The 25,507-nt window shown below is 73.3% G+C and carries 24 protein-coding genes; 18 read left to right on the top strand and 6 right to left on the bottom strand.

Translation table 11 applies throughout. The features are described from left to right. Positions 1–12: 12 nt before the first annotated feature. A complete protein-coding gene (locus M1D46_RS00810) occupies positions 13–1,278 on the bottom strand; it encodes an ROK family protein (RefSeq protein WP_271172990.1) in 1,266 nt (421 codons plus the stop codon). Between the two features lie 103 nt (positions 1,279–1,381). Here M1D46_RS00810 and M1D46_RS00805 point away from each other — a divergent pair, with 103 nt between their 5' ends. The 5 genes from M1D46_RS00805 to M1D46_RS00785 all read left to right on the top strand — a co-directional run bounded on the left by M1D46_RS00805 (position 1,382) and on the right by M1D46_RS00785 (position 7,349). Next, positions 1,382–2,422, top strand: a complete 1,041-nt coding sequence (locus tag M1D46_RS00805; protein WP_456286284.1) for a Gfo/Idh/MocA family protein — start codon at positions 1,382–1,384, stop codon at positions 2,420–2,422. Further along, positions 2,419–3,174 carry a hypothetical protein gene (locus tag M1D46_RS00800; protein WP_456286283.1) on the top strand — a complete coding sequence of 252 codons (756 nt, stop codon included), beginning with the start codon at positions 2,419–2,421 and terminating at the stop codon, positions 3,172–3,174. The genes M1D46_RS00805 and M1D46_RS00800 overlap by 4 nt, the downstream gene beginning before the upstream one ends. A gap of 1 nt (position 3,175) precedes the next feature. Further along, positions 3,176–4,093 carry an alpha/beta hydrolase gene (locus tag M1D46_RS00795; protein WP_456286282.1) on the top strand — a complete coding sequence of 306 codons (918 nt, stop codon included), beginning with the start codon at positions 3,176–3,178 and terminating at the stop codon, positions 4,091–4,093. 146 nt (positions 4,094–4,239) lie between these two features. After that, on the top strand, positions 4,240–5,799 hold the full coding sequence (locus tag M1D46_RS00790; RefSeq protein WP_456286281.1) for an MFS transporter: 1,560 nt from the start codon (positions 4,240–4,242) through the stop codon (positions 5,797–5,799). Further along, entirely contained in the window at positions 5,796–7,349 is a 1,554-nt protein-coding gene (locus M1D46_RS00785; protein ID WP_324013684.1) for a GMC oxidoreductase, read from the top strand. Before M1D46_RS00790 ends, M1D46_RS00785 begins: the two co-directional genes overlap by 4 nt. A gap of 192 nt (positions 7,350–7,541) precedes the next feature. Here the strand turns inward: M1D46_RS00785 and M1D46_RS00780 are convergent, their stop codons facing one another. Beyond that, positions 7,542–7,997, bottom strand: coding sequence for a nuclear transport factor 2 family protein (locus M1D46_RS00780; protein WP_456286280.1), 456 nt, complete (start codon positions 7,995–7,997; stop codon positions 7,542–7,544). A gap of 88 nt (positions 7,998–8,085) precedes the next feature. On the opposite strand from M1D46_RS00780, the gene M1D46_RS00775 reads away from it, so the two are divergent. From M1D46_RS00775 to M1D46_RS00765, 3 genes are read left to right on the top strand one after another with little or no spacing between them, the layout of a single operon-like run. Continuing rightward, positions 8,086–8,484, top strand: coding sequence for a C-glycoside deglycosidase beta subunit domain-containing protein (locus M1D46_RS00775; RefSeq protein WP_456286279.1), 399 nt, complete (start codon positions 8,086–8,088; stop codon positions 8,482–8,484). Then, complete coding sequence (locus tag M1D46_RS00770) at positions 8,481–9,392, top strand: sugar phosphate isomerase/epimerase family protein (RefSeq protein ID WP_324013687.1); 912 nt, start codon at positions 8,481–8,483, stop codon at positions 9,390–9,392. The genes M1D46_RS00775 and M1D46_RS00770 overlap by 4 nt, the downstream gene beginning before the upstream one ends. A gap of 34 nt (positions 9,393–9,426) precedes the next feature. After that, positions 9,427–9,894, top strand: coding sequence for a hypothetical protein (locus tag M1D46_RS00765; RefSeq protein ID WP_456286278.1), 468 nt, complete (start codon positions 9,427–9,429; stop codon positions 9,892–9,894). 31 nt (positions 9,895–9,925) lie between these two features. Here M1D46_RS00765 and M1D46_RS00760 read toward each other — a convergent pair whose 3' ends face one another. After that, positions 9,926–12,538: a family 78 glycoside hydrolase catalytic domain gene (locus M1D46_RS00760; RefSeq protein WP_456286277.1), complete on the bottom strand. Its 2,613-nt coding sequence runs from the start codon at positions 12,536–12,538 to the stop codon at positions 9,926–9,928. 52 nt (positions 12,539–12,590) lie between these two features. Next, entirely contained in the window at positions 12,591–13,181 is a 591-nt protein-coding gene (locus tag M1D46_RS00755; protein ID WP_271172979.1) for a TetR/AcrR family transcriptional regulator, read from the bottom strand. A 138-nt stretch (positions 13,182–13,319) separates the two neighbouring features. Here M1D46_RS00755 and M1D46_RS00750 point away from each other — a divergent pair, with 138 nt between their 5' ends. Together M1D46_RS00750 and M1D46_RS00745 are read left to right on the top strand one after the other, a co-directional pair. Beyond that, on the top strand, positions 13,320–14,651 hold the full coding sequence (locus M1D46_RS00750; protein ID WP_456286276.1) for an MFS transporter: 1,332 nt from the start codon (positions 13,320–13,322) through the stop codon (positions 14,649–14,651). Between the two features lie 68 nt (positions 14,652–14,719). Next, positions 14,720–15,964 (top strand): family 1 glycosylhydrolase, encoded by a 1,245-nt coding sequence (locus M1D46_RS00745; protein WP_456286275.1) that lies wholly within the window; start codon positions 14,720–14,722, stop codon positions 15,962–15,964. 283 nt (positions 15,965–16,247) lie between these two features. Here the strand turns inward: M1D46_RS00745 and M1D46_RS00740 are convergent, their stop codons facing one another. Both M1D46_RS00740 and M1D46_RS00735 read right to left on the bottom strand, forming a co-directional pair. Next, positions 16,248–17,441, bottom strand: coding sequence for a 4-hydroxybenzoate 3-monooxygenase (locus tag M1D46_RS00740; RefSeq protein WP_456286274.1), 1,194 nt, complete (start codon positions 17,439–17,441; stop codon positions 16,248–16,250). Between the two features lie 102 nt (positions 17,442–17,543). Continuing rightward, positions 17,544–18,299, bottom strand: a complete 756-nt coding sequence (locus tag M1D46_RS00735; RefSeq protein ID WP_456284012.1) for an IclR family transcriptional regulator — start codon at positions 18,297–18,299, stop codon at positions 17,544–17,546. Between the two features lie 206 nt (positions 18,300–18,505). On the opposite strand from M1D46_RS00735, the gene M1D46_RS00730 reads away from it, so the two are divergent. The 8 genes from M1D46_RS00730 to M1D46_RS00695 all read left to right on the top strand — a co-directional run bounded on the left by M1D46_RS00730 (position 18,506) and on the right by M1D46_RS00695 (position 25,504). Continuing rightward, the gene (locus tag M1D46_RS00730; RefSeq protein ID WP_456286273.1) at positions 18,506–19,276 is read left to right on the top strand and encodes an IclR family transcriptional regulator; all 771 of its coding nucleotides are present in this window, start codon (positions 18,506–18,508) and stop codon (positions 19,274–19,276) included. 272 nt (positions 19,277–19,548) lie between these two features. Beyond that, positions 19,549–20,367, top strand: coding sequence for a protocatechuate 3,4-dioxygenase subunit beta (gene pcaH, locus M1D46_RS00725; RefSeq protein ID WP_271172973.1), 819 nt, complete (start codon positions 19,549–19,551; stop codon positions 20,365–20,367). Next, positions 20,367–20,936 (top strand): protocatechuate 3,4-dioxygenase subunit alpha, encoded by a 570-nt coding sequence (gene pcaG / locus M1D46_RS00720; protein ID WP_456286272.1) that lies wholly within the window; start codon positions 20,367–20,369, stop codon positions 20,934–20,936. Before pcaH ends, pcaG begins: the two co-directional genes overlap by 1 nt. Beyond that, entirely contained in the window at positions 20,926–22,284 is a 1,359-nt protein-coding gene (locus M1D46_RS00715; RefSeq protein ID WP_456286271.1) for a lyase family protein, read from the top strand. The genes pcaG and M1D46_RS00715 overlap by 11 nt, the downstream gene beginning before the upstream one ends. Beyond that, positions 22,281–23,036, top strand: coding sequence for an alpha/beta fold hydrolase (locus M1D46_RS00710; RefSeq protein WP_456286270.1), 756 nt, complete (start codon positions 22,281–22,283; stop codon positions 23,034–23,036). The genes M1D46_RS00715 and M1D46_RS00710 overlap by 4 nt, the downstream gene beginning before the upstream one ends. Further along, a complete protein-coding gene (gene pcaC / locus M1D46_RS00705; protein WP_456286269.1) occupies positions 23,033–23,434 on the top strand; it encodes a 4-carboxymuconolactone decarboxylase in 402 nt (133 codons plus the stop codon). The genes M1D46_RS00710 and pcaC overlap by 4 nt, the downstream gene beginning before the upstream one ends. Positions 23,435–23,443: 9 nt before the next feature. Next, entirely contained in the window at positions 23,444–24,058 is a 615-nt protein-coding gene (locus tag M1D46_RS00700) for a DUF4166 domain-containing protein (protein ID WP_456286268.1), read from the top strand. Between the two features lie 12 nt (positions 24,059–24,070). Beyond that, complete coding sequence (locus tag M1D46_RS00695) at positions 24,071–25,504, top strand: FAD-dependent oxidoreductase (protein ID WP_456286267.1); 1,434 nt, start codon at positions 24,071–24,073, stop codon at positions 25,502–25,504. The last annotated feature ends 3 nt before the right edge of the window (positions 25,505–25,507 follow it).

Below are 25,507 nucleotides of genomic sequence, written 5' to 3'. Positions count from 1 at the left end.
TAAGAAGCGGTCTCAGGCCGCGGCGAGCACCCCCTGGATGGTGGGCCGGCCGTCCGCGAACCAGCGCGGGAAGGTCGCGTCGAACAGCTGCTCGATCGCGAGCTGCGCGCCGCCGCGGATGGGCTCGGTCGGGTCGTTCGCGGAGTTCACGATCTGCAGGTCGCGGGTCGCGAGGGGCAGCGAGAGCTCGTACACGCGCTGGCGCACCTCCGCGAGGAAGACCTCGCCCGCGGACGCGATCGCACCGCCGATGACGATCACCGCCGGGTTGAACATGTTGACGAGCGTCGCGATCGACTCGCCGGCGACGCGTGCGGACTTCTGGATGAGCGAGATCGCGAGCGCATCGCCGTGGGTGGCGGCGATCGCGATGTGCTCCGGGGTGAGCTCCTCGTCGTTCTTGACGAAGTAGGCGAGGGCTCCGTCGTCGCCCTCCGCCACCGCGCGTTGCGCGTCGCGGATGAGCGCCCATCCGCTCGCGACGGCCTCGAGGCAGCCGATCTTCCCGCACCGGCACAGCTCCTCCGAGCCGAGCACGCGCACGTGCCCGATGTCGCCGGCCGCGCCGTTCGCACCGCGGTGGAGGTGCCCCTGCGAGAGGAGCCCGGCGCCGATGCCGGATCCGATCTTGCAGAAGATGAGGTCGACGTTCTGCGCACGGCGGCGGTCGCGCTCGCTGAGCGCGAGGAGGTTCACGTCGTTGTCGACCCACACGGGCGCGGAGAACCGCTCCTCGAAGCGCGCTCGGACGTCGAATCCGCTCCAGCCGGGCATGATCGGCGGAGCGACCGGGCGCCCCGAGCTGAAGTCGACGGGCCCGGGGACGCCGACGACGACGGCCCAGATCGGGGCGTCCCCCGTCTGCGCGAGCACGGTCTCGGCCATCTCGATCGCGGCGTCGAGCGTCGCGTCCGGCCCGCGTGTGATGTCCCACGGTGCGTGATCGTCGGCGATCACGCGCCCGTCGAGATCGGTCACGCCGACGCGGATGTGCAGGGCGCCGAGGGCGCACACGAGGATGCGCGCCTGCTCGGATCGGAAGCGCAGCACGCGGGGCGCGCGACCTCCGGAGGATGGGCCCAGCTCGGCGTCCTCGAGGAAGCCCGCCTCGATCGCGCGGTCGACGCGCTGCGACACGACGCCGCGCCCGAGGCCGGTCAGCCGGCCGATCTCGGGCCGCGTGGTGGCCTCGCCGGTCCGGACGAGATTGACGATCCGCAGCAGGCTCGTGACCTCGTCGGTCTGGGCCCCGAATCGGAGGGTGGACTGGTTCGCCATCCTCGGATTCTGGCACAGTGCCCGCGAGATCGCGCGATCTATTGTCGATCGCGCCGAAACTTAGGTGTACTTTTAGCGTAAGTGCGCACGACGAGGAGGTCGCATGCCCACAGGAGTCGGGATCATCGGCGCGGGCCCGGGCGCGGCAGCGCTCCACGTCCCCACCCTCGCCCGCCTGGGCGATCGCTTCGCGGTCGTGCACGTCGCGGACGCGGGCAGCGGGCGGGCGGCCGCCATCGCGGCGCCGCTCGGCGCCCGCGCCTCCTCGAGCGCCGAGGAGCTGCTCGCCGACCCGGCGGTCGAGGTCGTCGTGATCGCGTCACCGCCAGAGCGTCATGCGGCCCAGGTTCTCGCGGCGGTCGCGGCCGGCAAGCGGGGCGTCCTGTGCGAGAAGCCGCTCGCACTCGCGCACGGCGAGGTGGATGCGGTGCTGCGCGCCTGCCGCGAGGCCGGCGTAGCGCTCATCGTGGGGACGAATCACCTCCACGACCCCGCGTGGGGGCGCGCCAAGCACTTCCTCATCGCACGGCGCGAGCGGGTTCAGAGCATCTCCGTCACGGTGTCGCTGCCGGCCAACGACCGCTATCACGCCGCGGTGACCGAGTTCGCGGACCGCGGAGCGTCCGCGCCCGCGCGCTCGGCGCCCGACTGGTCGGATGCGGGCTTCGCCGCGGCGGTCCTCCGCCAGCTCGTCCTCGGCCTCGCGATCCACGACGCCCCGCTGCTGCGCGATCTCGCGCCCCGCCTCGACGAGGTCGTGTTCGCACGCCCCGTGCCGCCGATCGGATATGCGATCGGATTCCGCGCGGGCGACGTGCTCGTGCAGCTCGCGACGGCGATGGTGCCCGACGGCGCCGAGGCGCTGTGGCGCGTCTCCATCCGGACCGAGGGCGATGGCGTCGAGATCGACTTCCCGCCGTCGTTCGTGCACGACGGCTCCGCCGAGGTGCGGATCCGGCATGACGACGGCCGGCTCATCCGCCATCCGCGCGCTGCGGACGACGGCTACGTCGCGCTCTGGCGCGCGTTCGCGGCGGCGCTGGATGGCGACGCGCCCGTCGAGCACGACGAGATCGCGGCCGACGCGCACTACGCGATCGATCTCGCGGATGCGGTCGCGGACGCCGTGCGGAGCGCCGCATGATCGGCGTGGATTTCGCGTCCGCGCGGGAGTCCGCGGACCGCTTCCGGGTCGCCGCGATCGAGCTGCCGCTGACGGTCGGTCCCGGCCGCGGGCGCACCGCGGAGCCCGGGGGCGCGGGTGTGGTCGTGGTCGACGGCGCCGACGGATGGGTCTCGCGGCTGCGCGACGCTCTCGCACGGAGCAGCCGCTCGACGTCGCCGCTCGTGGCCGAGCCGGTGTCCGTTCCGGCCGAGGCGCTCGACGTGCTCGGCGCAGCGGAGTGCGCGGTCGAGCGCGAGCGGCTGCGCCCGCTGCCGGACCAGGCGTCCCGCGCGGCTGCCGCGGCTCGCGCGGTCGTCGTCGAGGCCGCTCTGCCGACCGACGCGGCGGCGGAGTGGCTCCGCGACGCGATCGGCTGGGGCCGCGTGCTCGCCGGGCCTCTCGCGCCGTCCGCGTGCACGCGCAGCTCGGCCGGCGTCCTCGCCCTCCTGGCGACGCCCCACGGGGTCCCCGTGACGCTCCTCGCGGGCGCGACCTCGGGCCATCCGGCGATCGTGGCGCGGACGCTCGGCGAGCAGCGGGTCGAGGTGCGCGTCGATCCCCGTGGCGTCGAGGTGCGGATCGCCTCGGCGGACGGCGAGCTCGTGCTCCCTCGGGTGCGCGAGTCCGCCGCGCGAGCTGCCCTGCGGCGTGCGGTGCACGGCGGGGCGACCGACCTGTCCGACCTCGTGCACGACGAGCGCGTGCGCGCCGTCCTCTCCGAAGGGAACTGACATGAGCGACGCCGAGGCAGCCGGCCTGCCCGACTTCCGGCGCCTCCCCGTGCGCGAGGCCATCCGATGGCTCGCCGAGCACGGGGAGCCGGAGGATCCGCGCCCCGACATCGACACGGCGTCGCTCGAGCGGCGGTTCCCGCATCTGCGCGGGATCGAGACGGTCGAGCACACCGTCGACGGCGCGCAGGGCGGCGTGCCCGTGCGGCTCTACCGGCGCCCCGGGGCGGAAGCGCGCGTCGCGCTCGTCTGGGTGCACGGCGGCGGGTTCATCGGCGGGCACCTCGACATGCCGGAGTCGAACTGGGTGGCCAGGGAGCTCGCGGCACGCGGGATCCCCGTTCTCGCCGTCGACTACACGAAATGCCTCGGCCAGGCGCACTTCCCCGCGCCCTCCGACGATGTGCTCGCGGCCTGGCGCTCCGCGCCCGCCCTGCTGGGGCTCCCGGCTGATCGACTGGTGCTCGGCGGGGCGAGTGCGGGCGGCAACCTCGCGGTCGGCGTGGCCGCGCGTGTGCGCGACGGCGCAGAGGGGCCCCTGCCGGGCGGGCTCCTGGCCGTCTACCCTGCGCTTCACGCGAACAGCGCGAACCCGGGGGTGCCGCTCGATCCCGCATCACCCCATGCGCAGCTCGCCCTGAACTTCGCGGGCTCCGTCGACGCCCTGAGCGATCCGCACGCGTTCCCGGGCGAGGGGAGCGGCGCGGGATACCCGCCCGCGCTCGTCGTCGTCTGCGAGCGAGACGCGCTCCGGCCATCCGGCGAGTCGTTCGCTGGGTCGGTGCGTGCGGCCGGAGGGACGGTCGAGCTGCACGTGGAGCCGGGCGCCGCGCATGGTCACATCGACCAGCCGGGCGACGCGGGTGCGCTCCGCACGCTCGACGTCGTGAGCGACTGGCTGCACGCACGCCAAGGATGACTTTCGACCTACTTATGCAGTTTTTCTACGGAAGCTGATATGCTGGCGAGGACATCGGGGCCCGCGAGGGCTCGTTCCCGTCGGCGCCGAGGCCGACGGGGCACACCAGGTCGAGTCGACAGCCCGGTCGTAAGGGCCATCCGCTGATGAACCTCTCTCCGCTCCGCATCCGACTCCTCGTCGGCGCGCTCTTCGTCGTGTCGTTCCTGGGCGCGCTCGACCACACCATCGTCTCGACCTCGCTCGCGACGATCGCCGGCGAGCTCGACGCGCTCGCGCAGATGAGCTGGATCATCGTGGCCTACACGCTCGCGAGCACGGTGCTCATGCCGGTCATCGGCCGCCTCGGCGACATGATCGGCCCGCGCCTGGTCTTCCTCGTCTCGCTCGCGGTGTTCCTCGCGGCGTCGCTCGCGTGCGGCTTCGCCACCGGCATGACGGCGCTCATCGTCGCGCGCGTCGTCCAGGGCATCGGATCGGCGGGTCTCCACCTCATGTCGCAGACGATCGTCGCGCACGTGACGACGCCCCGGCAGCGCGCGCGGTACATGAGCGTCATCGGCGCGGCCTTCCCGGTCGCGATCCTCGCCGGCCCCGTGCTCGGCGGTGTCATCGTCGACACGTGGGGATGGCCGTGGGTCTTCTGGATCAATCTGCCGCTCGGCGGAGCGGCGCTCGCGTTCGCGGCGTTCGCGCTGCCGCACGTCGAGAGCGGGGCGGAGCGGGGGCGCATCGACGTCGCCGGGGCCCTCGCGTTCGCGGTCGCCATGGTCTCGCTCGTGCTCGCGGTCACCTGGCTCGGCGACCCCGCCGCGCTCGGCGCCGGCCTCGCGTGCGCGGCGCTGTCGGCGACGGGCTTCGCGGTCTTCGTGCTCGTGGAGTTCCGCGCATCGCATCCGCTCGTTCCGCTGCGCCTGTTCGCCGACCGCCGGATGGCCGCGTCGACCGCTCTCTCCGCGGTCATCGGCGTCGGGCTCTTCTCGGTCACGGCGTACCTTCCGACGTTCTTCCAGATGGCGTACCGCACGAGCGCGACGGTCTCGGGTCTCGTGCCGATCGCCACGGTGTTCGGGATGCTCGTGTCGAGCCTGTTCAGCGGATGGCTCGTCGGGCGCACCGGGCGCTACCGGCGCTTCGCGATCGCCGGCCCGCTGCTGGCGTCGTTCGGCCTCGGAGCGATGGCGGTCCTCCCGCTCGGGCTGCCGCTGTGGGTGCCGATGGCGCTCATGGCGCTCGTCGGCATCGGCACGGGCCTCTTCATGAGCCTCGTGGTCGCGGTCGCGCAGAGCTCGGCGCCGCGCTCGGCGACCGGGGCCGCGACCGCTGCGGTCAACCTCGTCCGCCAGATCGGCTCCACGGTCGCGACCGCGATCGTCGGAGGCGTGATCGGCGCAGGCGTGGCCGCCGCCCTCGTCTCCGAGGTCGCGGCGCTCACGCCGCAGGAGGTGCACGCGGCGCCCGCGGCCGTGCAGGACGCCGTCGCCCGCGCGTGCGGCGACGTCATGGGGCCTGTCTTCGGCGCTCTCGCGCTCGTCTACCTCCTCGGCTTCGTCATCGCGCTTCTCCTGCCTGCCGGGCGCCTCTCGGACGAGCACGCCCCTGCCCATCCGCCCGCCGCAGAGCCGACCCGCCTCGTCGGGCGCGGCCATCCGATCCCCCAGGCCGCCGCAGGCGGCCCCGCCTCATCCCGCGAGGAGACTCCATGAACGACCAGCCCGTCATCGCCGTCGTCGGCAGCGGACCCATCGGCTCGACCTTCGCGCGCGAGCTGCTCGAGCGCCATCCGCGCGCCCGTGTGGTCATGTTCGAGGCCGGTCCGCAGCTCACCGCCGTGCCGGGGGAGAGCGTGCGCAACATCCCGTCGCCCGACGAGAAGGCGCGGGCGCGCGAGCTCTCGCAGGGCCCGCAGGCGGGTGCCCTGCGCGAGTCGCTCGGCATCCCCGCCGGAACGGTCGTCGAGGGGATGTTCACGGCGCGCCAGGGCACGCATCTTCTCGACTTCGGCGGGGAGGGCGCCGCGCACGCACCGACCTTCCCGGCGGCCGCCGCGTCGACGAACGTCGGCGGGATGGGCGCCCACTGGACGTGCGCGACGCCCCGCCCCTCCGGCTCGGAGCGCGTCGACTTCATCGACGACGCGGAGTGGGATGCGCTCATCCAGCGCGCGGAGGAGCTCCTGCACGTGCAGAGCGCCGCGTTCGCCGACTCGGCGGTCGGCGCGGCCATCCGCTCGCTGCTCGAGGAGGCAGCGGGCTCCGACCCCGCGCCGAGCACGCTGCCGGTCGCGGGAGACCCGCAGCCCGACGGCACGGTCCGCTGGGCCGGCGCCGACGTCGTGCTCGGCCCGCTCGCCGACCCGGGCTCCCCGCTCGCGGCGCGCTTCGAGCTGCGCGACCTGTCGCTCGTGCGCCAGATCGTCGTCGATGGCGCGCGCGCGACCGGGGTCGTCGTCGAGGACCTCCGCACCCGCGAGACCGCGACGGTCGAGGCCGACCTCGTCGTGGTCGCTGCCGACGCGTTCCGCACCCCGCAGCTGCTGTGGGCGTCGGGCATCCGGCCGCGCGCACTCGGCCGCTACCTCACCGAGCACCCGGTCGTCATCTCGACCGTCGCGCTGTCCGGGGATCAGATGTCGCGGTTCGCCTCGGAGGCCGATCTCGAGGCGGAGCTCGCGCGCCGCGCGGCGAACCCCGTCGATCCCGTCGCCGCCGTCAACCGCATCCCGTTCGCCGAGCCGGGCCATCCGTACTCCCTGCAGGTGATGTACGCCGAGCAGCCGCCCTTCCCGCTCGATGAGAGCCATCCGCACGCCGGCAACCGGTGGGGCTACGTCAACATGGGCTACGGGATGCGCAAGCGCCCGCGCTTCGAGGACGGCGTCACGTTCTCGGATGACGAGCTCGACTACCGCGGGCTGCCGAACATGACCATCGAGTACGCGCTCGGCCCCGAGGAGGAGGCCGAGATCGCCGACGCGACCGAGCGCCTGCGCCGCATCGGCGAGGGGCTCGGCGTCTTCATCGCCGAGCCGCGGCTCATGCCCAACGGGTCGAGCCTGCACTACCAGGGCACCACCCGGCTCGGCGTCGCCGACGACGGCACCTCGGTCGCCGACCCGCACTCGCGGGTGTGGGGCTTCGAGAACCTCTACGTCGGCGGCAACGGCACGATCCCCACCGCGACGACGATGAATCCGACGCTCATGTCGGTTGCGCTCGCCGTGCGGGCCGCGCAGGACGCCGCGACGCGCCTGTAAGACCGCGCCGGCCGATGCGGGGGGCGTCGGCCGGCGTGCGTGTTCGCCTGCCGTTCGCCCCGGAACGCGGCAGACGGCCATCCGTTGGACGCGGAACGCGGCAGGAGTCCCAGGCTCCTGCCGCGTCCTGCGTCGATCCGCGCCCGGTTCGCCGCGAAACGCGGCGACGGCCGAGGCGCCCGGGCGGGCCCCTCAGACCATCGGCGTGCGCCCCTTCGCGCGAGCGGCGCGCTCGGCGTCGGCGAGGATGCCCGAGTCGAAGTACTCGCGCTGCAGGATGATCCTGCCGTCCTCGACGCGCAGGAGGTGCACGAACGACTGCGGGTACGGCTCGCCCAGGAACGTCGCCTCCGGCACCATCCGGCTCGTCACGAAGAAGAGCGCAGGATCCTCGCACGCGAAGACCTCGAGGTCCTGGTGCACGCAGTTCGCGAACATCCCGGCGTTGTTGACCGTGTTCGCCACGATCTCGTCGCGCCCCTCCCATCGGGTCTTGGGCAGCTCGCGCGGTGCGAAGGGCAGCTCCTTGACGCCGTCGGGGTGCCAGAGCGCGATGCGCTCCTCGGGATTGTCGAGGTTCGACGAGAAGAAGGCCTCGACCACCGCGCGATTGCGCGCGCGGAGCTCGTCGGCATCGGATGGCGTCATTGCGGATCCTTTCAATGTTGGCTTCCTGCGATCTTATGACTATTCTCGACATAAGTGAGCCCCACGACGGGGCGCGAGAGGAGCGAGGATGCTCGAGAAACCCCTCATCCAGTCGAAGGGATTCCGCAACGTCGGCGGAGACCGCCCGACCGGATTCCAGCTGCGGGTGCGCAGCCCCTACTACCGCGGCGTCTGGGCGAACCTGCTCGAGGAGCCCACGCTCGTCGTCGACGGCGAGGAATTCGGCGCCTCCGACATCACGTGGGGCCTCCCGAGCGGCGAGTACTCGTTCGCGCAGCTGCGGGAGTCGACGGATGTCCGCTGGCCGCTCGAGCACGCGGCGGTGCTGACGGTGGCGAAGGACGGCGGCCTCGCGCCGGGCGTCCACGACGTCTCGTTCACCCTGCGCATGCGCATGTCGTACATCCCCGAAGAACTCCAGCCGCAGGCCTGGACCGCGACCCGGAAGGCGGTGATCGTCCGATGAGCGCCATCCCGTTCCAGCTGGGCGTCTCGGTCTACAGCTACACCGGCGACTTCGGCGTCGTCATGGACCTCGACGACTGCGCGCGCGACATCGCCGATCTCGGCGCGACCGGCATCGAGATCCTCGGCGAGGGCCATGTCGAGAGCTACCCCGAGCCATCCACGGCCTTCATCGACGCGTGGCACGCCCGCAACGCCGAGCTCGGGCTCACGCCGACACTGTACGGATCGTGGCTCGACACGCGTCGGTTCCCGGGGCGCGGCATGACCGTCGAGGAGGGCGCCGAGCAGCTCGCGCTCGACCTGCGTCTCGCCGCGACGCTCGGATTCTCGTTCGTGCGTCCCAAGATCGGCGTCGTGACGAGCGACCTCCAGGTCGATCCGATCTGGGACCAGGCCGTCGAGCGCAACCTCGACCTCGCGCACGACCTCGGCATCACGATCTGCCCCGAGATCCACTGGCCGTCCGTCATCAAGTCGCCCGTGGTCGATGAGTACATCGCGTTCATCGAGCGCACCGGCACCGAGAACTTCGGACTGCTCATCGACACGGGCGTGTTCCAGAAGAGCATGTTCCGCCGCGAGGAGCCCGGCATCACGTCGCAGCTCGGCACGGGCGGCGTGCCCGCGTTCCCCGTCGTGCCCGTGGTGCCGGTCTCCGATCTGCGCGACGTCATGCCGTACACGGTGTACTTCCAGGCGAAGTTCCACGAGATCGACGACGACCTCGTCGACCACCACATCCCGTGGGCCGAGATCATCGACGTCGTCCTCGAATCGGGCTACACGGGCTGGCTGTCGAGCGAGTACGAGGGCCACAAGCACCCGTACCGCGCCTCGGATCAGCTGCGCCGCCAGCACGCGCTCATCCGCGCGCTCGCGGCGGAGCGCCAGGCCGCGGCGCGTTGAGCGTCGTCTGAGGTTCGGATGGTCTCCTCGAGTCATGCGCACCCGCATCGCACTCGAGGAGACCCGTCCGACTGAGGCCCGCGCCGCGCGCGCGACGGCACCCGCCCGCCCGAAGCGGATCGCACCGCCGCGGCGCGCCGCCCTGTGGCTCGGCATCTGGCTCGCGGCGGGTCTCGGCGCGAGCGCGGGCGCCCTCATCTACGCGAGCCTCACCGGCCAGGCGTGGATCATGCCGACGGCGATCGGCGTCGCGGCGATCTCGGTCGCCGGGCCCATCCTCGTCGCAGGCTGGCTCATCGGCCGCGCACTCCGTCGGGGCGCGGGCGCGCTCGGGCTCCTCTTCGCCCTCGGCATGCTCGCCGCGGGCGTCGGCATGGCGGCGTCGCTCGCCGCCGTCTCGGCGATCGGCTGGTCGGCGATGGCCGCCTCCGCCCTGGCGCTCGCGCTCATCGTGCGGTTCTCCGCGCGGCGGGGCGCCCGCGCGAGGCGCTCCGCGAAGTAGGACGCTCCGGCCGCCGGACGCCGGGCCGCCGCTAGCCCGTGAACGACGCGGCCACCGCGGCCGCCTCACCGGCGGTGAACGCGCACGCGAACAGGTGCGTCCCCGAGCCGACGATCGTCGGCTCTGACCCGTCGGGCAGGACGATCTCGGCTTCGGTCGACGGCGGGACGACGACCTCGAGGGCGAAGGCGTCGTCCTCGAGAGTCCAGGACGCCTCCGCGCGACCGTAGGGCGTCTCGTGGGCGGTGCGCGCCCACGTGAGCTCGGGAGTCGGAAGCGGCGCGACCCGGATCCGGCGGTAGCCAGGCGCTGCCGGAGCGAGTCCGCCGACTCGTCGGTGGAGGAAGTCGGCCACAGCTCCGAACGCGTAGTGGTTGAACGACGTCATCTCGCCCGGGTTGATCGAGCCGTCGGGGAGCATCGAGTTCCAGCGCTCCCAGACGGTGGTCGCCCCCATCGTCACGGCGTAGAGCCACGACGGGCACTCCGTCTGCAGGAGGAGCCGCCACGCCGTCGCGGCGTGACCGGTGTCGGCGAGCGCGTCCAGCACGTGCGGCGTGCCGAGGAAGCCCGAGCCGATCGCGAACCCGTCGGCGGCGACCTGGGCGGCCATGAGCTCTCCCGCGTGCTCCTCCTGCTCGGGGAGCAGGAGGCCGAAGCGGATGGCCAGGGCGTACGCGGTCTGCGACGGGAACGCCGCGCGTCCGGTCGAGGTGACGTACTCGTCGCGGTAGCGCGCCGCCGTGCGGGCGAAGAGATCCGCGTAGCGCGCCTCGTCCTCGGGGCGATCGAGGACGGCGGCGGCGTCGCGGAGGATGCGCGCCGACAGCGCGAGGTACGCGGTCGCGACCGCCTGCCACGGCAGGCGCGCAGCCCACGGCTGGTCGTCGGGCGCCGCCGCGTCGAGCCAGTCGCCGAACGAGAACCCTCCACTGGAGAAGTCGAGGGCGTCGCCCGCTCGCGCGGCGAGCGCCTCGACCCATCCGGTCATCGAACCCCACTGGCGGCGGAGGATCTCGACGTCGCCGTAGCGCTCGTAGAGCGTCCACGGCACGACCGTCGCGGCGTCGCCCCAGCCGGCCTCGGCCCCGAGCGGCGGCATGTTCGGGTCGACGTCGGCCCACGGGATGTACACCGGCACGTTGCCGTCGTCGTGCTGGTCGGCCGCGAGGTCGGCGAGCCATCCCGTGAGCATCCCCGACGTGTCGTAGAGGTACGCGGCGGTCGGCGCAAAGGCCATCAGGTCACCCGTCCAGCCGAGGCGCTCGTCGCGCTGCGGGCAGTCGGTCGGCACGTCGAGGAAGTTGCCGCGCATGCCCCACACGACGTTCTCGTGCAGACGGTCGAGCAGCGGATCCGAGCACGAGAAGGTGCCGACGCGGCGCATGTCGGTGTGCAGCACGACGGCCTCGAACGCCGACGGATCGACGTCGCCGGGCCATCCGCTCACCTCCGCGTACCGGAAGCCGTGGAACGTGAAAGCGGGCTCCCACGTGAACGCGGCGCCATCGCCGAGGATCACATCGGTCGCGCGGGCGCGCCGCAGCGGTCGGGTGCCGAGCTCGCCGTGCTCGAGCACCTCGGCGTGCCGCAGCACGATCTCGCCTGCGTCGGCCGGGACGCGCACGCGGAGGCGGCCGACGAGGTTCTGCCCGAAGTCGAGGATCGTCCGGCCGGTCGGCGAGGTGCGCACCTCGACAGGGCGGATGGTCTCGGTGCGGCGGACGGCCGGACCGTCGGGCGCGACGAGGGTCGCGGGGTCGAACGCGACCGTCGACACGGCATCCCACGCGGCGTCGTCGAAGCCGGGCTCGTCCCATCCGGCGATGGCGCGCCGCGCATCGTAGGTCTCGCCCATGTACAGGTCGGCGCGCGTCACGGGCCCGAGGGCCGAGCGCCAGGTCTCATCGCTCCCGACCACCGTGAGGGAACCGTCGGCGTGCTCGACCTCGAGCTGCACGAGCGCGGCCGTCCGGTCTCCGTAGAGGTCGCGGAGTCCGCCGAACCCGAGGTACCCGCGGTACCAGCCGTCCGCGAGGTGCACTCCGAGGGCGTTGCGTCCCTCGTGCACGAGCTCGGTGACATCCCACGTGCGATAGCGCAGCCGCCGCGCGTAGCTCGTCCATCCGGGATGGAGCACGTCGTCGCCGACCGGGCGGCCGTTGATGCGCAGCGTCATCACGCCGCGCGCCGTGGCGCGGACGCGGGCGCGCACGATCCCGCCGCGGAGCTCGGCCTCGCCGCGCAGCAGCGCGGCCGGCTCGCCGCCGTCGCCCGTCTCGGGCAGCGCGGGAGCGACCATCCGCGCCTCCCACAGTGCGGAGTCGAGCAATCCCGTCTCGAGGACGGTCGGCGCGCTCCAGTCCGACGCGTCGCCCTCGGCGCCCCACACGCGCACCCGCACCGAGCGGCGCGCCCGGCTGCCGAGCGCCTCGGCAGGCCAGGGCACAAGCACCTGATCGACCGACTCGACGCGTCCGGTCGTGAACGCGCCCGCGTCGGAGACGATCTCGATCTCGTAGGCGCGCTGCGCCCATCCGGGCTGGTCGGCGTCGACGATCCACGACAGGCGCGGGCGCGTCTCGCCGATGCCGATCGGCTCGCGGTGGTGCTCGACGGTCACAGGGCGGGCGGCGATGCTCATGGGGCTCCTGACGGATGGCGGACGACGGCGTCCGCGGATGGTCGTGGTCGGGTCAGAGGGGATCGACGAGATAGCCGTCGATGAAGTCTCGGATGTCGTCGGCCATGTCGACGTCGAAGCCGTTCAGCCAGAGGAGCTCGAGGCCCTCCGTCATCGCGATCGTGCGCAGCGCGGCGGTGCGCGGGTCGACGCCGTCGCGGAGCCCTCCGTCGTCGCGCACCTCGGCGAACGCGCGGGTGACGGCGTCGGCGATGCGCTCGAGGCGGGCGTGGAAGTACTCGTGCGCGGGATGGTCCGGGTCGACCGCCTCGGCCGAGAGGTTGCGGTAGAGCTGCACGACACCGCGCTGGGCGGCCTGCGCGCGAGAGATCTCGACGAGGCCGAGGAGGAAGTCGCGGCCGCGCCGCGCCTCGAGGACGCCCTCGGCGCGCGCGTCGCGCTGCTCGAGAACGGCGCGCAGGAGGGCGATCTTGCCGCCTGCGAAGTGGTGGAGGACGCCCGTCTGGGTGATGCCCACGGCGCGCGCGATCTCGTTCACCGAGCTCGCGGTGTACCCGTTCTTCGCGAACACCGCGAACGCGGCGTCGAGGATCTGCGCGCGCCGTTCCGCGCTCTTCCGGTACTCGCCTCGGGGCCCTGCCATGTCAGCACCGTACCAGGATCCGCGCAAAAACATTGAACCCTTTAACTTTTCGTGTTAGCGTCTCCCGCATCCCGGCGACGGGACCCCATCGACGAAGAGACGGCCGACCCGACGGCCCCCATCGGCAAGGAAGCCACCATGACCATCCCCGAAGACGCCCCCGCGGCCACGCCGTTCGGCGCGACCCCCGCGATCACGACCGACACCCTGCGCGAGCTCACCCCGACCGAGGCGTTCCGCCAGAGCGTGAAGCGCCCCCGCGGCTTCACGTTCTTCCTCGTCCTCGCGATGGTGGGCGCGGCCGCCGCCCAGATGTCGGCGGCGCTCCTCACCCTCACGCTCAAGGCGACGGAGATCGACGCCGCGACCGCGACGACGACGATCTCGATCTCGAGCGCCGTCGCGGGCATCCTCACGCTGTTCGCGCTGCCCATCGTCGGCACGCTGAGCGACCGCACGCGGTCGCGCTTCGGCCGGCGCCGCCCGTACCTCGTCGTGGGGGCGATCGCGTTCGTGCTCGGGGCCATCCTGCTCGTGACGGCGCCGAACGTGCCCGTGTTCGTCGCGGCGCACCTCCTCATCACGACCGGGTTCGTCGCGGCCAACGTCACGGTCATGGCGCTCCTCACCGACCAGTTGCCCGCCGACCAGCGCGGCGTCGCCACGGCGCTCGTGAGCATGAGCACGCCGATCGGCGCGCTCTTCGGGATGGCCGTGGCGGTGCCGTTCGGGCAGCAGCTCCTCCCGCTCGTGGGCATCCCGACCGCTCTCGCCGTCATCGGGATGCTCGTGCTCGCGGTCGTCGTCCGCGACCCGAGGTGGGAGTTCCCGCAGCCGCCCTTCGACCTGCGGGCCGCGCTGCGCGTGTTCTGGGTGAACCCGCTCAAGCACTCCGCGTTCACGTGGGTCTTCACGAGCCGCATGCTCGTGTTCTCGGGCGTCGCCGCGCTGAACGGGTACCAGGCGATCTACCTGCTGCAGAAGCTGCACATGGAGCCTGCAGGACTCGGCACGGCCATCCTGCTCACCGTCGTCGTGAACCTCGGCATCACGATGCTCGTCGCTCCCCTCGTCGGCAAGCTCAGCGACCGCCTCGGCGTCCGCAAGCCCTTCATCCTCGTCGCCGCGGTCATCCTCGCCGTCGGCCTCGTGCTCGCCTCGCTCGCGCCCGACTTCGGCTTCTACCTCGTGGCGTGCACGGTCGTCGGCCTCGGCCAGGGCGTGTACTTCGCGGTCGAGCTCGTGCTCGCGACGCAGGTGCTCCCCGACCCCGACAACCCCGCGAAGGACCTCGGCATCCTCAAGATCGCCGACAACCTGCCCGTGACGATCGTCGCCGCGGCGGCGCCCGCCCTCCTCGCGATCGGCGCGGGGCCCGCCGGCCCGAACTTCGCCGCGCTCTTCATCGCCGGCGCGATCGCCGCGGTGATCGGCGGCCTCGTGATCCTCTTCGTGCGCGGAGCGCGCTGACCTCGGATGGCCGCCCCGCGCGGGCGGCCATCCCTCCTCGATCGAATCCCGAAGAAAGCAGTGACGACATGACCTCCTTCCCCGACGGCTTCCTCTGGGGCGTCGCGACGGCCGGCCACCAGAACGAGGGCGGCAACGTCCACAGCGACATCTGGTTCCTCGAGAACACGACGCCGACGCTGTTCCGGGAGCGCTCGGGTGAGGCCTGCCGCGCATACGACCTCTTCGAGAGCGACCTCGACCTCGTCGCGGGCCTCGGGCTCAGCGCCTTCCGCTTCTCGGTCGAATGGGCGCGCATCGAGCCCGAGCGCGGCGTCGTGTCGCAGAAGGAGCTCGACCACTACGAGCGGGTCGTGGACGCCGCGCTCGGGCGCGGCCTCGCGCCCCTCGTGACCCTCAACCACTTCGCGTCGCCGCACTGGTTCTCGGCCGCGGGGTCCTGGCTCGCCGCCGACGCCGCGGCTCTGTTCGCCGAGCAGGCCGACCGCGTCATGGCGCGCCTCGGGGACCGCCTCGAGGCGGTCGTGACGCTCAACGAGCCGAACCTCGAGCAGCTGCTGCAGGCGGGCGGCAAGCTGCCTCCCGTCGCCGAGCAGCTCAAGCGCGACATGCTCGCCGCGGCCGCGCGGGCGGCCGGCGCCGAGCGCTACTTCGCGTCGAACGTGCTGCCGGCCGAGGCGCAGGCCGACTTCCAGGAGGCGTTCACCGTCGCGCACCGCGCCGCGAAGGCCGCCGTCCAGGCCCGGCGCGCGGACCTCCCCGTCGGCGTCTCGATCGCGATCTCCGACGAGGTCGCGCTGCCCGGCGGTGAGGCGCGTCGCGACGCGCGCCGTGCGGCGGTCTACGACCACTGGCTCGAGGTCGCCCGCGACGACGACTTCATCGGAGTGCAGAACTACGAGCGGACCTATCACGACGCCTCGGGAGAGGTCGTCCCCGACGGGCCGCGCAACGGCATGGGCACGGTCATCGAGCCGGCGTCGCTCGCGGGCGCCGTCCGCTACGCGCACGAGGTGTCGGGAGTGCCCGCGCTCGTGACCGAGCACGGCATCCAGACCGACGACGACGCACAGCGCGCGGCGTTCATCCCGGCGGCGCTCGAGGCCCTCGGCGACGAGATCGCGGCGGGCACGCCCGTGCTCGGCTACTGCCATTGGACGCTCATGGACAACTTCGAGTGGATCTTCGGCTACGGCCCCAAGCTCGGCCTCGTGTCGGTCGACCGCGACACGTTCGCGCGCACGCCCAAGCCCAGTGCCGCGGTGTACGCGGATGCCGTGCGCGCGGCGCGGGCGGTGCCGGCGGCTGGCTGAGCTGCTTCCGACCGGGGGCGGTGGATTGTCCCGCTCCGGGAGCAGGACAATCCGCCGAGAGCAGGACGATCTTCGCCCGATCGTCCTGCTCTCGGTCTTTTCTCCTGCTCCCGGTCTTTCGGTCTTTCTCCGGCGGCGGGCGCGGGCTGGTTGGCAGGGGCTTGAGTGGTCGTGTCTCGGTTTTGGCGGGTTAGCGGACTGGAATCCCGCAGCGGGTGAGACACGCACGCCCGCGCCGCCGCACGCCGCACGCACCGGCGGTCGCGCGTCCCTCCCGGGGTGCCTAACGGCCGAGCACCGCCTCGATGCCGGGCATCGGCCATCCGGTGTACGCCTCGGCGAGGTAGGTGCGCCCGGCCTCCGACTCGACGACCGTGCGGAGCTCCCCGAGCTGGCGCCGGCGGTCGAAGTCGCTCGCCTCCGGCTGCAGGTGCAGCATGCTCGTCATCCACCAGGAGAAGTGCTGCGCCTTCCAGATCCGCTGGAGCGCGGTCTCGGGATAGGCGTCGACGAGTGCGTCGTCGCCGTCGGCCAGCGCGCTGCGCAGCGCCTCGCTGAGGAGCACGACGTCGGCGACGGCGAGGTTCATCCCCTTGGCGCCCGTCGGCGGGACCGTGTGCGCCGCGTCGCCGACGAGCACGACGCGGCCGCGGCGCAGCTCGTGGGCCACGAAGCTGCGGAACCGCAGGATGTCGCGCTGGAAGATGCGACCTTCCTTGAGCGTCGTGCCGGGAACGCGCGCCTGCAGCGTCTCCCACAGCTCGGCCTCGGTCAGCGTATCCGGGTCGGCCTCTGGGTCGCACTGGAAGTACATCCGCTGCACGTCGGGGCTGCGCTGGCTGATGAGCGCGAAGCCCTCGGCCGAGTTGGAGTAGATGAGCTCCTCGGCGCTCGGCGGCGCCTCGCAGAGGATGCCGAACCACGCGAACGGGTACTCGCGGAAGTACCCCGCCCGCTGCCCGCTGACCGATGACCGCGCGACCGAGCGCGAGCCATCCGCGCCGACGATCCAATCAGCCTCGATCTCGACCGGCGCGCCGGACGCGTCGCGCGCGATGAGGCGGGGCCGATCCGACTCGGCGTCCTCGACGCGCTCTGCCGTGACCTCGAAGCGGAGGTCCTGGCCGGCGGCGAGTCGCGCCGCGATGAGGTCCTTGAGCGCCTCGTGCTGGGGGTAGAGCCACACGGCCCTGCCCGCGGTCGCGGCGAAGTCGATGCGATGGTGCTCGCCGGCGAACGCGAGCTCGATGCCCTCGTGGCGCCGCCCGACGGTGTGCACGCGGTCGGATGCTCCGGTCTCGCTGAGGATCTCTACCGTGCCCTGCTCGAGGATGCCGGCGCGGATGGTCGTCTCGATCTGCTCGCGCGAGCGCTGGTCGATGACGATCGACTCGATCCCCTGACGGCCCAGCAGGTGCGAGAGGAGGAGGCCCGCCGGGCCGGCTCCGATGATGGCGACGCGCGTGCGCTCGGTCATGTCCGTCTCCTTCGACGTGGTCGGGATGGCACGAGTCTCGCGGGCGGGACGGGCTGGCTGCGCGATTGTTCCCGTTCAACGGGAATCGCGTCGGACGCGGTGTCAGCGCCGGGACGCGCCGAGCGAAGCGGAGATCCCCGCCGCTGCCGCACGGAGCTCCTCGACCGCGCCGGCGGTCGGCGCCTCCCGCGGCAGGACGACCGACAGGGCCGCGATCACCGGGCCCCGGCCATCCCGCACCGGAACGGCGACGCCCGTCGACACCGACTCGATCGAGCCCTCCGCGACGACGAATCCGTCGCGTCGGATGGCGCCGAGGCGGCGCCGCAGCTCGACGGGGTCGACGACGGTCTCCGGTGAGACCGCGGCGAGCGGTTCGGCGAGCACCCGCTCGCGCTCCTCCTCGGGTGCGAAGGCGAGGAGGATGAGACCCGACGACGATGCGTGCAGGGGCAGCCGCCCGGCGACGCGCGTGATGTTGGCGCCCGACGTCGGCGACGACAGGCGCTCGAGGAAGAGCGCCTCGCCCCGCTCGAGCACTGCGAGCTGGGTGTGCTCGCGGATCCGGCTCTGCACGCGCTCCATGAACGGCAGGGCGACCTGTCGCAGCCGCAGGGCGAGGGAACCGCGCTCGGCGAGCTCCCACAGGCGCAGGCCGAGGCGGATGCGGCGCTCGCCATCCCGCTCCAGCAGCCCCGACGCGACGAGGTCGGCGACCATCCGATGCGCCGTCGACGACGGCAGGCCGGCGCGTCGGCCGATCTCGGCCGTCGTCTGCACCGTGCGGTCGGTCGTGAACGTCTCGAGCACGCGCACAATCCGCTCGGTGACCGAGTCGCCCGACGGGGAGTTCGCCATGGGGCCATTGTCGCCCGCCGCCCGGGCATGTCTCGCTTCGTGCGTGACCGGAATCGGATGGCTGGGGCGCGTGTGCGCGAGTCGTGCGCAGGGGGCGACTCCTGTCGCACGGATCCGATTCGGGGGACGCCGGGAGGCCATCCGGCCAGGTCTCCATGTCTCGCGTCGTGCGGGTTCGGATGGCCCGGAGGCGCGACAATCGAGACATGGGAGTGGAGGGTGAGGGCGAAGGGGTCCTCACGCGGGCGATGCGGATCCTCGCGTGCTTCACGGCCGACGAGCCCGATCTCAGCGCGACGCGACTGTCGGAGCAGACGGGGCTGTCGTCGTCGACGCTCCACCGCATCCTCGCCCAGCTCGTCGATCACGGCCTGCTCGCCCGCGCTCCGGGGCGGCGCTACATCGTCGGACCGCGGCTGTGGGAGCTGGGCGAGCTCTCGCCGCTGTCCCTCCGGCTGCGCGAGACCGCGCTGCCGCACATGCAGCGGCTCTACGAGGCGACCGGCGAGAACGTCCACCTCGCGGTGCTCGACGCGCCGACGCCCGAACGCGCATCCGCGCTCTACGTCGGACGCGTCACGGGCCACGGATCCATCCCGACCCTGTCGCGCATGGGCGGGCGCCACCCGCTCCACACCGTCGGCGTCGGCAAGGCCATGCTCGCGCAGCAGGGGGAGGAGTGGCTGCGGCAGTTCTTCCGGGCGCCGCTCGAGCGCGAGACCGTGCACTCCCTCGCGACCGAGGAGGCCGTGCGCGCCGACCTCGCCGCCACCAAGGCCCGCGGCTACGCGGTCGCGCGCGAGGAGATGACCCTCGGCAACATCTCGATCGCCGCGATGCTCGGGCATGTGCGCGGGCTCCCGCCCACGGCGATCGGCGTCGTCGCGCACATCGACACGGCGGATGAGCGGCGCCTCGCGGCTCTCGTGCGGCAGACGGCCGCCGCCCTGACGCGCGAGCTCCGCGACGCGAGCTGACGAGCTCGCTCCGGCCATCCGCCCGGGACACGACTCAGGACTTCCCGCGCCTTCGCGGCCGCCCCTCCCCGGAATCACGCGGCCCGCCATCCGCGTCGCGCCCGGAACTCCTGCGCTGTGTCCCGCGAACGCCGCCCTTCGCCGCCCCTCGCCGCTGCTCGCCCCCTTCGCCGCCGCCCCTCCCGGCCGCTCCTCCCACTCACCGGGAGAATCCCGCCCGCCGGCGCGGCGGTCGCGCCACACTGGACCGGCAGCTCGTCGAAGGAGACACCATGACGCCAGAGCAGACCGCGGCGGCCCCCGAGTCGCTGCTCGCCTCGCCCGATCAGGTCAGCCAGGCCGAGATCACCGAGGAGATCCGGCAGATCCACGCCGACGCCGCCGCGCGCGTGGCCGCGGGGGAGAACGTGCCCAGCACGCTCTACGACTTCCCCCCGTACCGGTCGAGCATCCTGCGTCACCCGACGAAGAACCCGAAGCTCGTCGACCCCGAGACGATCGAGCTGTGGTCGCCCGCCTACGGCGAGCGGGATGTCGCGGCGATCGAGTCCGACCTGACGCTGCAGCACGCGGGCGAGCCGCAGGGCGAGCGGATGACCGTGAGCGGCCGTCTGCTCGACGGCTGGGGGCGTCCGATCGCGAACCAGCTCATCGAGCTGTGGCAGGCCAACGCCGCTGGCCGCTACATCCACCAGCGCGACCAGCACCCCGCTCCGCTCGACCCGAACTTCACGGGCGCCGGCCGCACGATCACCAACGCCAACGGCGAGTACTCCTTCACGACGATCAAGCCGGGCCCGTACCCGTGGAAGAACCACGTCAACGCGTGGCGCCCTGCGCACATCCACTTCTCCGTCTTCGGCCGCGGCTTCACGCAGCGCCTCGTGACGCAGATGTACTTCCCGAGCGACCCGCTGTTCGCGCTCGACCCGATCTACAACACGATCCGCGACCAGAAGGACCGCGAACGGCTCATCGCGACCTACGACCACGACCTCACGGTGCCCGAGTTCTCGATGGGCTACCGCTGGGACATCGTCGTCGACGGCCCCGACGCGACGTGGTTCGAGCCCGAGGGAGACGAGCACTGATGACCCGCAGCGACCTCGGCGAGAAGACGCTCGCCCCCACCGCCGGCCAGACCGTCGGACCGTTCTTCAAGTTCGGTCTCGAGTTCGACGGGATGGCGCAGGTCGCCTTCCCGCACAGCCCCGGCGCGATCGTGCTCGGCGGCACCGTGCGCGACGGCAACGGGCACCCGATCCCCGACGCCGTCGTCGAGATCTTCGGCGCCGACACGGATGGCACGGTGCCGCGTGCGCGCGGAACGCTCCGCCGCGACGGGCATTCGTTCACGGGCTACGGCCGCTCGTTCACGGATGACGAGGGCCACTACGAGTTCTGGACGCGCAACCCCGGCCCCATCGAGGGCAAGGCGCCGTTCTTCGCGGTGGTGCTGTGGGCGCGCGGGCTTCCCAACAAGCTGCACACGCGCATCTACCTGCCGGAGGAACCCGAGCGCCTCGCGCAGGACCCGCTCCTCGCCTCCCTCGACGAGGGCGAGCGCGCTACGCTCATCGCGACACGCACGTCCGATGGCTACCTGCACCACGACATCCGGCTGCAGGGGGATGAGGAGACCGTCTTCATTGCATACTGACCCCGACCGCTTCGACGCCGGTCTCCTCTCGCCGGTGACCGCCGGGCGCGAGGATCGGGTGTCGGACGCCGCGGTGCTGTCGGCTCTCGTGCTCGCCGAGCGCGCGCTCATCGAGGCCTACATCGCGGTCGGGGCGGTGAAGGACGTCGACGCCGTGCGCGCCGAGGCCGACGCTCTCGGCGTGGCCGACGTGCACGCGCTCGCGCTGGCCGCGGTCGCCGGCGGGAACCCGGTGATCCCGCTCGCGAACGAGCTGCGGATCTTCGCGGGGCCGCACGTCAAGCCGTGGATCCACCGGGGCGCGACGAGCCAGGACATCCTCGACACGGCGCTCATGCTCGTCGCGAAGGACGCCGCGGCGCACGTGCTCGCCTCGCTCGACGCGGTCGTCGGGTCGCTCGAGCACTTCGCGCAGGAGTACCGCGACGTGCCGGCCGCCGCGCGCACGCTCACGCAGCACGCGGTGCCCACGACCGTCGGCCTCCGCGCCGCGAACTGGCTGCGGGCCGTCCGCCGGGCGCGAGCGCGGCTGGCCGCGCTGGAGTTCCCCGCGCAGCTGGGCGGAGCAGGCGGCACGCTCGCCTCGTTCGTCGAGGTCGCGGGGCGCGCCCGCGCGAGCGAGCTGCCGGCCGCCTTCGCGACGGCGCTCGGCCTCGCGGCTCCCGACGGCGTCTGGCACGTCACCCGCTGGCCCGTGACCGAGGCCGGAGACGCGTTCGCGCAGGCGCTCGACGCGCTCGGCCTCATCGCCGCCGACGTGGCGACGCTGTCGCGCACCGAGATCGGCGAGCTCGCCGAGGGCACGGGCGGCGGCTCGTCCGCCATGCCGCAGAAGCAGAATCCCGCGCGGTCGGTGCTCATCCGCTCCGCCGCCATCCGCGCCCCGCACCTCGCCGCGACGCTGCACTCGGCGGCCGGCCTCGCCGTCGACGAGCGCCCCGACGGCGCATGGCATGCCGAGTGGCCGACGCTGCGCGAGCTCCTGCGGCTCGCCCTCGGCGCCTCGGCGCACGCGGTCGACCTCGTCTCGGGTCTCCGCGTCAACCGCGACGCCGTGGAGCGGAACCTCGCCGCGACCGGAGGGCTCATCGTCGCCGAGCGCCTGTCCGTCGCGCTGGGCCCCGTGCTCGGGCGCGATCGCGTGAAGGACATCGTCTCGGCCGCGGGAGCGGGCGGCGACCTGCGTGCGCTCGTCGCGACGGCCCTCGCCGAGGCGGGCGTCGACGGCGTCGACGTCGACGACCTCCTCGACCCCGCGCGGTACACGGGGCTCGCGGGGGCCTCCGTCGACCGCGCGACCGAGGATGCCGCCGACCACCCGCCCCTGACCGAGGAGGAGAGCGCATGATCGCCCTCACCACCCCCGTCGGCCCCGCCGACGCCCCGCTCGTCGTGCTCGGGCCCTCGCTCGGCACCTCGACCATCCTCTGGGAGAGCGTCGCCCCGCTCCTCGCCGCGCGCTTCCGTGTCGCCCTGTGGGACCTCCCGGGGCACGGCGCCGCGAAGCCGGTCGCGGAGCCCTTCACGGTCGGCGACCTCGCCGACGCGGTGGCCGAGGCGGTCGGCGAGCCCTTCCTCTATGCGGGCGTCTCGCTGGGCGGCGCGACGGGGCTCGAGCTCCTGCTGCGGCACCCGGGCCTCGTCTCCCGCGCCGCGATCGTGTGCGCGTCGCCGCGCTTCGGCGAGCCGCAGGCGTGGCATGACCGTGCAGCGCAGGTGCGCGCGCAGGGCACGCCCGTGCTCGTGAGCGGCTCGGCCGAGCGGTGGTTCGCGCCGGGCTCGATCGCCCGCGTGCCGGTGCTCAGCGGGCGGCTGCTCCACGCGCTGAGCGACGCCGACGACGAGAGCTACGCGCTGTGCTGCGAGGCCCTCGCGCAGTACGACGTCGCCGATCGCCTCGGCGAGATCGCGGTGCCCGTGCTCGCGGTCGCGGGCGCGCACGATCCCGTGTCGCCGCCCGCCCACGCCGAGGCGATCGCGCAGGGGGTGCAGGACGGCCGCTCCGTCGTGATCCCCGACGCGAGCCACCTCGCGCCCGCCGAGCAGCCGGCGGCGGTCGCCGAGCAGCTCATCCGCCACTTCGAGGGGATCGCACGATGACCCGACCCGACGGCCAGGGGCTCACCGACGAGGAGCGCTACGACCAGGGGATGGCGGTGCGCCGAGCGGTGCTCTCCGACGCGCACGTCGATCGCGCGACGGCGCATCAGACGCCGTTGAGCGCGGACTTCCAGGACCTCATCACCCGCTACGCGTGGGGGGACATCTGGTCGCGCCCCGGCCTCGATCGCCGGTCGCGCTCGGTCGCCGTGCTCAGCTCGCTCATCGCGCACGGGCATCACGAGGAGCTCGCGATGCACCTGCGCGCTGCCCTCCGCAACGGCCTCACGGTCGACGAGATCCGCGAGGTCATCCTGCAGTCCGCGATCTACTCGGGCGTGCCCGCCGCGAACACGGCGTTCCGGATCGCGAACGAGGTCCTCTCCGACGACGCGTAGGCTCGCGGCGTGACCGGATCGCCGTACGCGCGGGCGCTCGGGGCGCGGATCGACGAGCTCCATCCGACCCTGCGGCGGTACTTCTCGACGATCCCCGAGGGGAGCGTGGGCGTCGGGGAGGGCGTGTTCGACACGGTGGGCACGCCGCGCCGCTGGCTGCATCCCCTGCTGCGCGTGCTCGAGGCGCGCGGCGTCGTGTGGGCCGGCTGGGCGCGCGACGTGCCGTTCCGGATCGTCAACCGGACGGCGGATGGCCGCGCGCTCGCCCGCAGGGAGCTGCGGCTCCCGGGCGGCGACTGGACGATGGTCGACGCCGTCGCGCTCGCCGAGACAGGACGCGTCGTCGATCGGCTCGGGGAGCCCCCGACGCTCGCGGCCGTGTTCGACGTGCGGGTGGACGACGGGGCGCTCGTGCTCGTGAGCCGGTCGGTCGGGCTGCGCTGGGGGCGCCTGCGGGTGCGCCTCCCGCGTCGCGCGGCGCCCGTCGTGCGCCTCCGGGAGAGCTGGGACGACGCGGTCGGCCGCCAGCGCGTGGAGCTGACGGTCGACGCGCCCGTCGTGGGCCGCGTGTACGCGTACCGGGGGACGTTCCGGTACCGGATCGAACCCGACGCCGGCGGGTAGTCTGGCGACACGATGAGGATCACGCGCCGCACCCTGCTCGTCGGCGCCGGCACGGGCGCCGTCGCGATGCTTCTCGCGTCGTGCACGGGCGATCCGCAGCCGGGGCCGTCGACGCCTGCGCCGTCGACGCCGGCCCCGATCCCGACGCCGTCGAACGGCGTGCCGGTGCCCTCCGCCTGGCTGCGCAGCACGTGGTCGGCCGACCCGTACGCCCGCGGAGCGCGCAGCTTCATCGCGGTCGGCGCGACGCCGCAGCACCGGGAGGCGCTCGCGCAGCCGGTCGGCGACCGGGTGTTCTTCGCGGGCGAGGCGACCGACGCCGAGCAGCCGGCGACGGTCATGGGCGCGCACCGCTCGGGCTCCCGGGCGGCCGACGAGGTGCTCGCGGTCGCCGGCCCGGGGGAGCGCCTCGCGGTCGTGGGAGCGGGCATCGCCGGCGCGGTCGCGGCGCGCGCGCTCGCCGACGCCGGTCACGACGTCACGGTGTTCGAGGCGCGCGACCGCGTGGGCGGGCGCCTCCACTCGGTGCCCGACGACCCGTGGCCGATCCCGGCCCAGCTCGGCGCGTGGACCTTCGGAGACGACGACGAGGCGTTCCTCGGGCGCCTGCGGCTGCTCGGGATCCCCGACATCGACCTCGACACGGCCACCGGATGGTCGGAGCAGGGCGAGACGGCGACGGTCGCGTTCGACGCGGTGCGCGAGGCGGTCGAACGCGGCAGCGCGGGCGCCGCGGACGTGCCGCTCGAGGCCGCACTGCTCGTGACGGGCGCCGACCTCGACGATCCGGCGCTCGCCGCGTCGCTCGCCTGGCTCGCGGCGACGACGGGCGCGAGTGCGCCTGATGCGTCGTGCTGGTTCCCGCCGCCGCTGCCCGCCGACACGCTGCGCGCGGCGGCGGGCGACCTCGCCGGCCTCGTCGAGGGGCCGCTCGACGACATCCAGGTGACGCTCTCGTCGCCCGTCGTCCGCATCGCGCACGACGACCGCGGCGTGAGCCTGCGCCTCGCGACGGGCGAGGCCCTGTCGTACGACCGGGTCGTCGTCACGGTGCCGCTCGGCGTGCTCAAGCACCAGGGGATCGAGTTCTCGCCCGAGCTGTCGGCCGCTCAGCGGGGCGCCGTGGCGGCGCTCGGGATGGGCGCGATCGAGACCGTGTGGCTCCGCTTCGAGGAGCGGTTCTGGGCGACGGACGCCGCGATCTGGCACCTCGTCGGCGGGACGGGCGCCATCCGCACCTGGTTCAATCTCGCGCCCGCGACCGGCGAGCCCGTGCTCGTCGGCCTCGTGGGCGGCGACGAGGCCGAGGCGTTCGCGGCACTCGACGACGGCGACGCGCAGTCCGCTGCTCTCGAGTCGCTCGGGTTCTTCGCGCCGGCGTCGCCCACGCCCGAGCCGACCCCGTCCGAGCCGACGCCGCCCGAGCCGACCCCGTCCGCGGGGTAGCGC

The organism is Microbacterium sp. JZ70, assembly GCF_053903225.1.
This window is presented reverse-complemented; position numbering and strand designations above follow the sequence as displayed.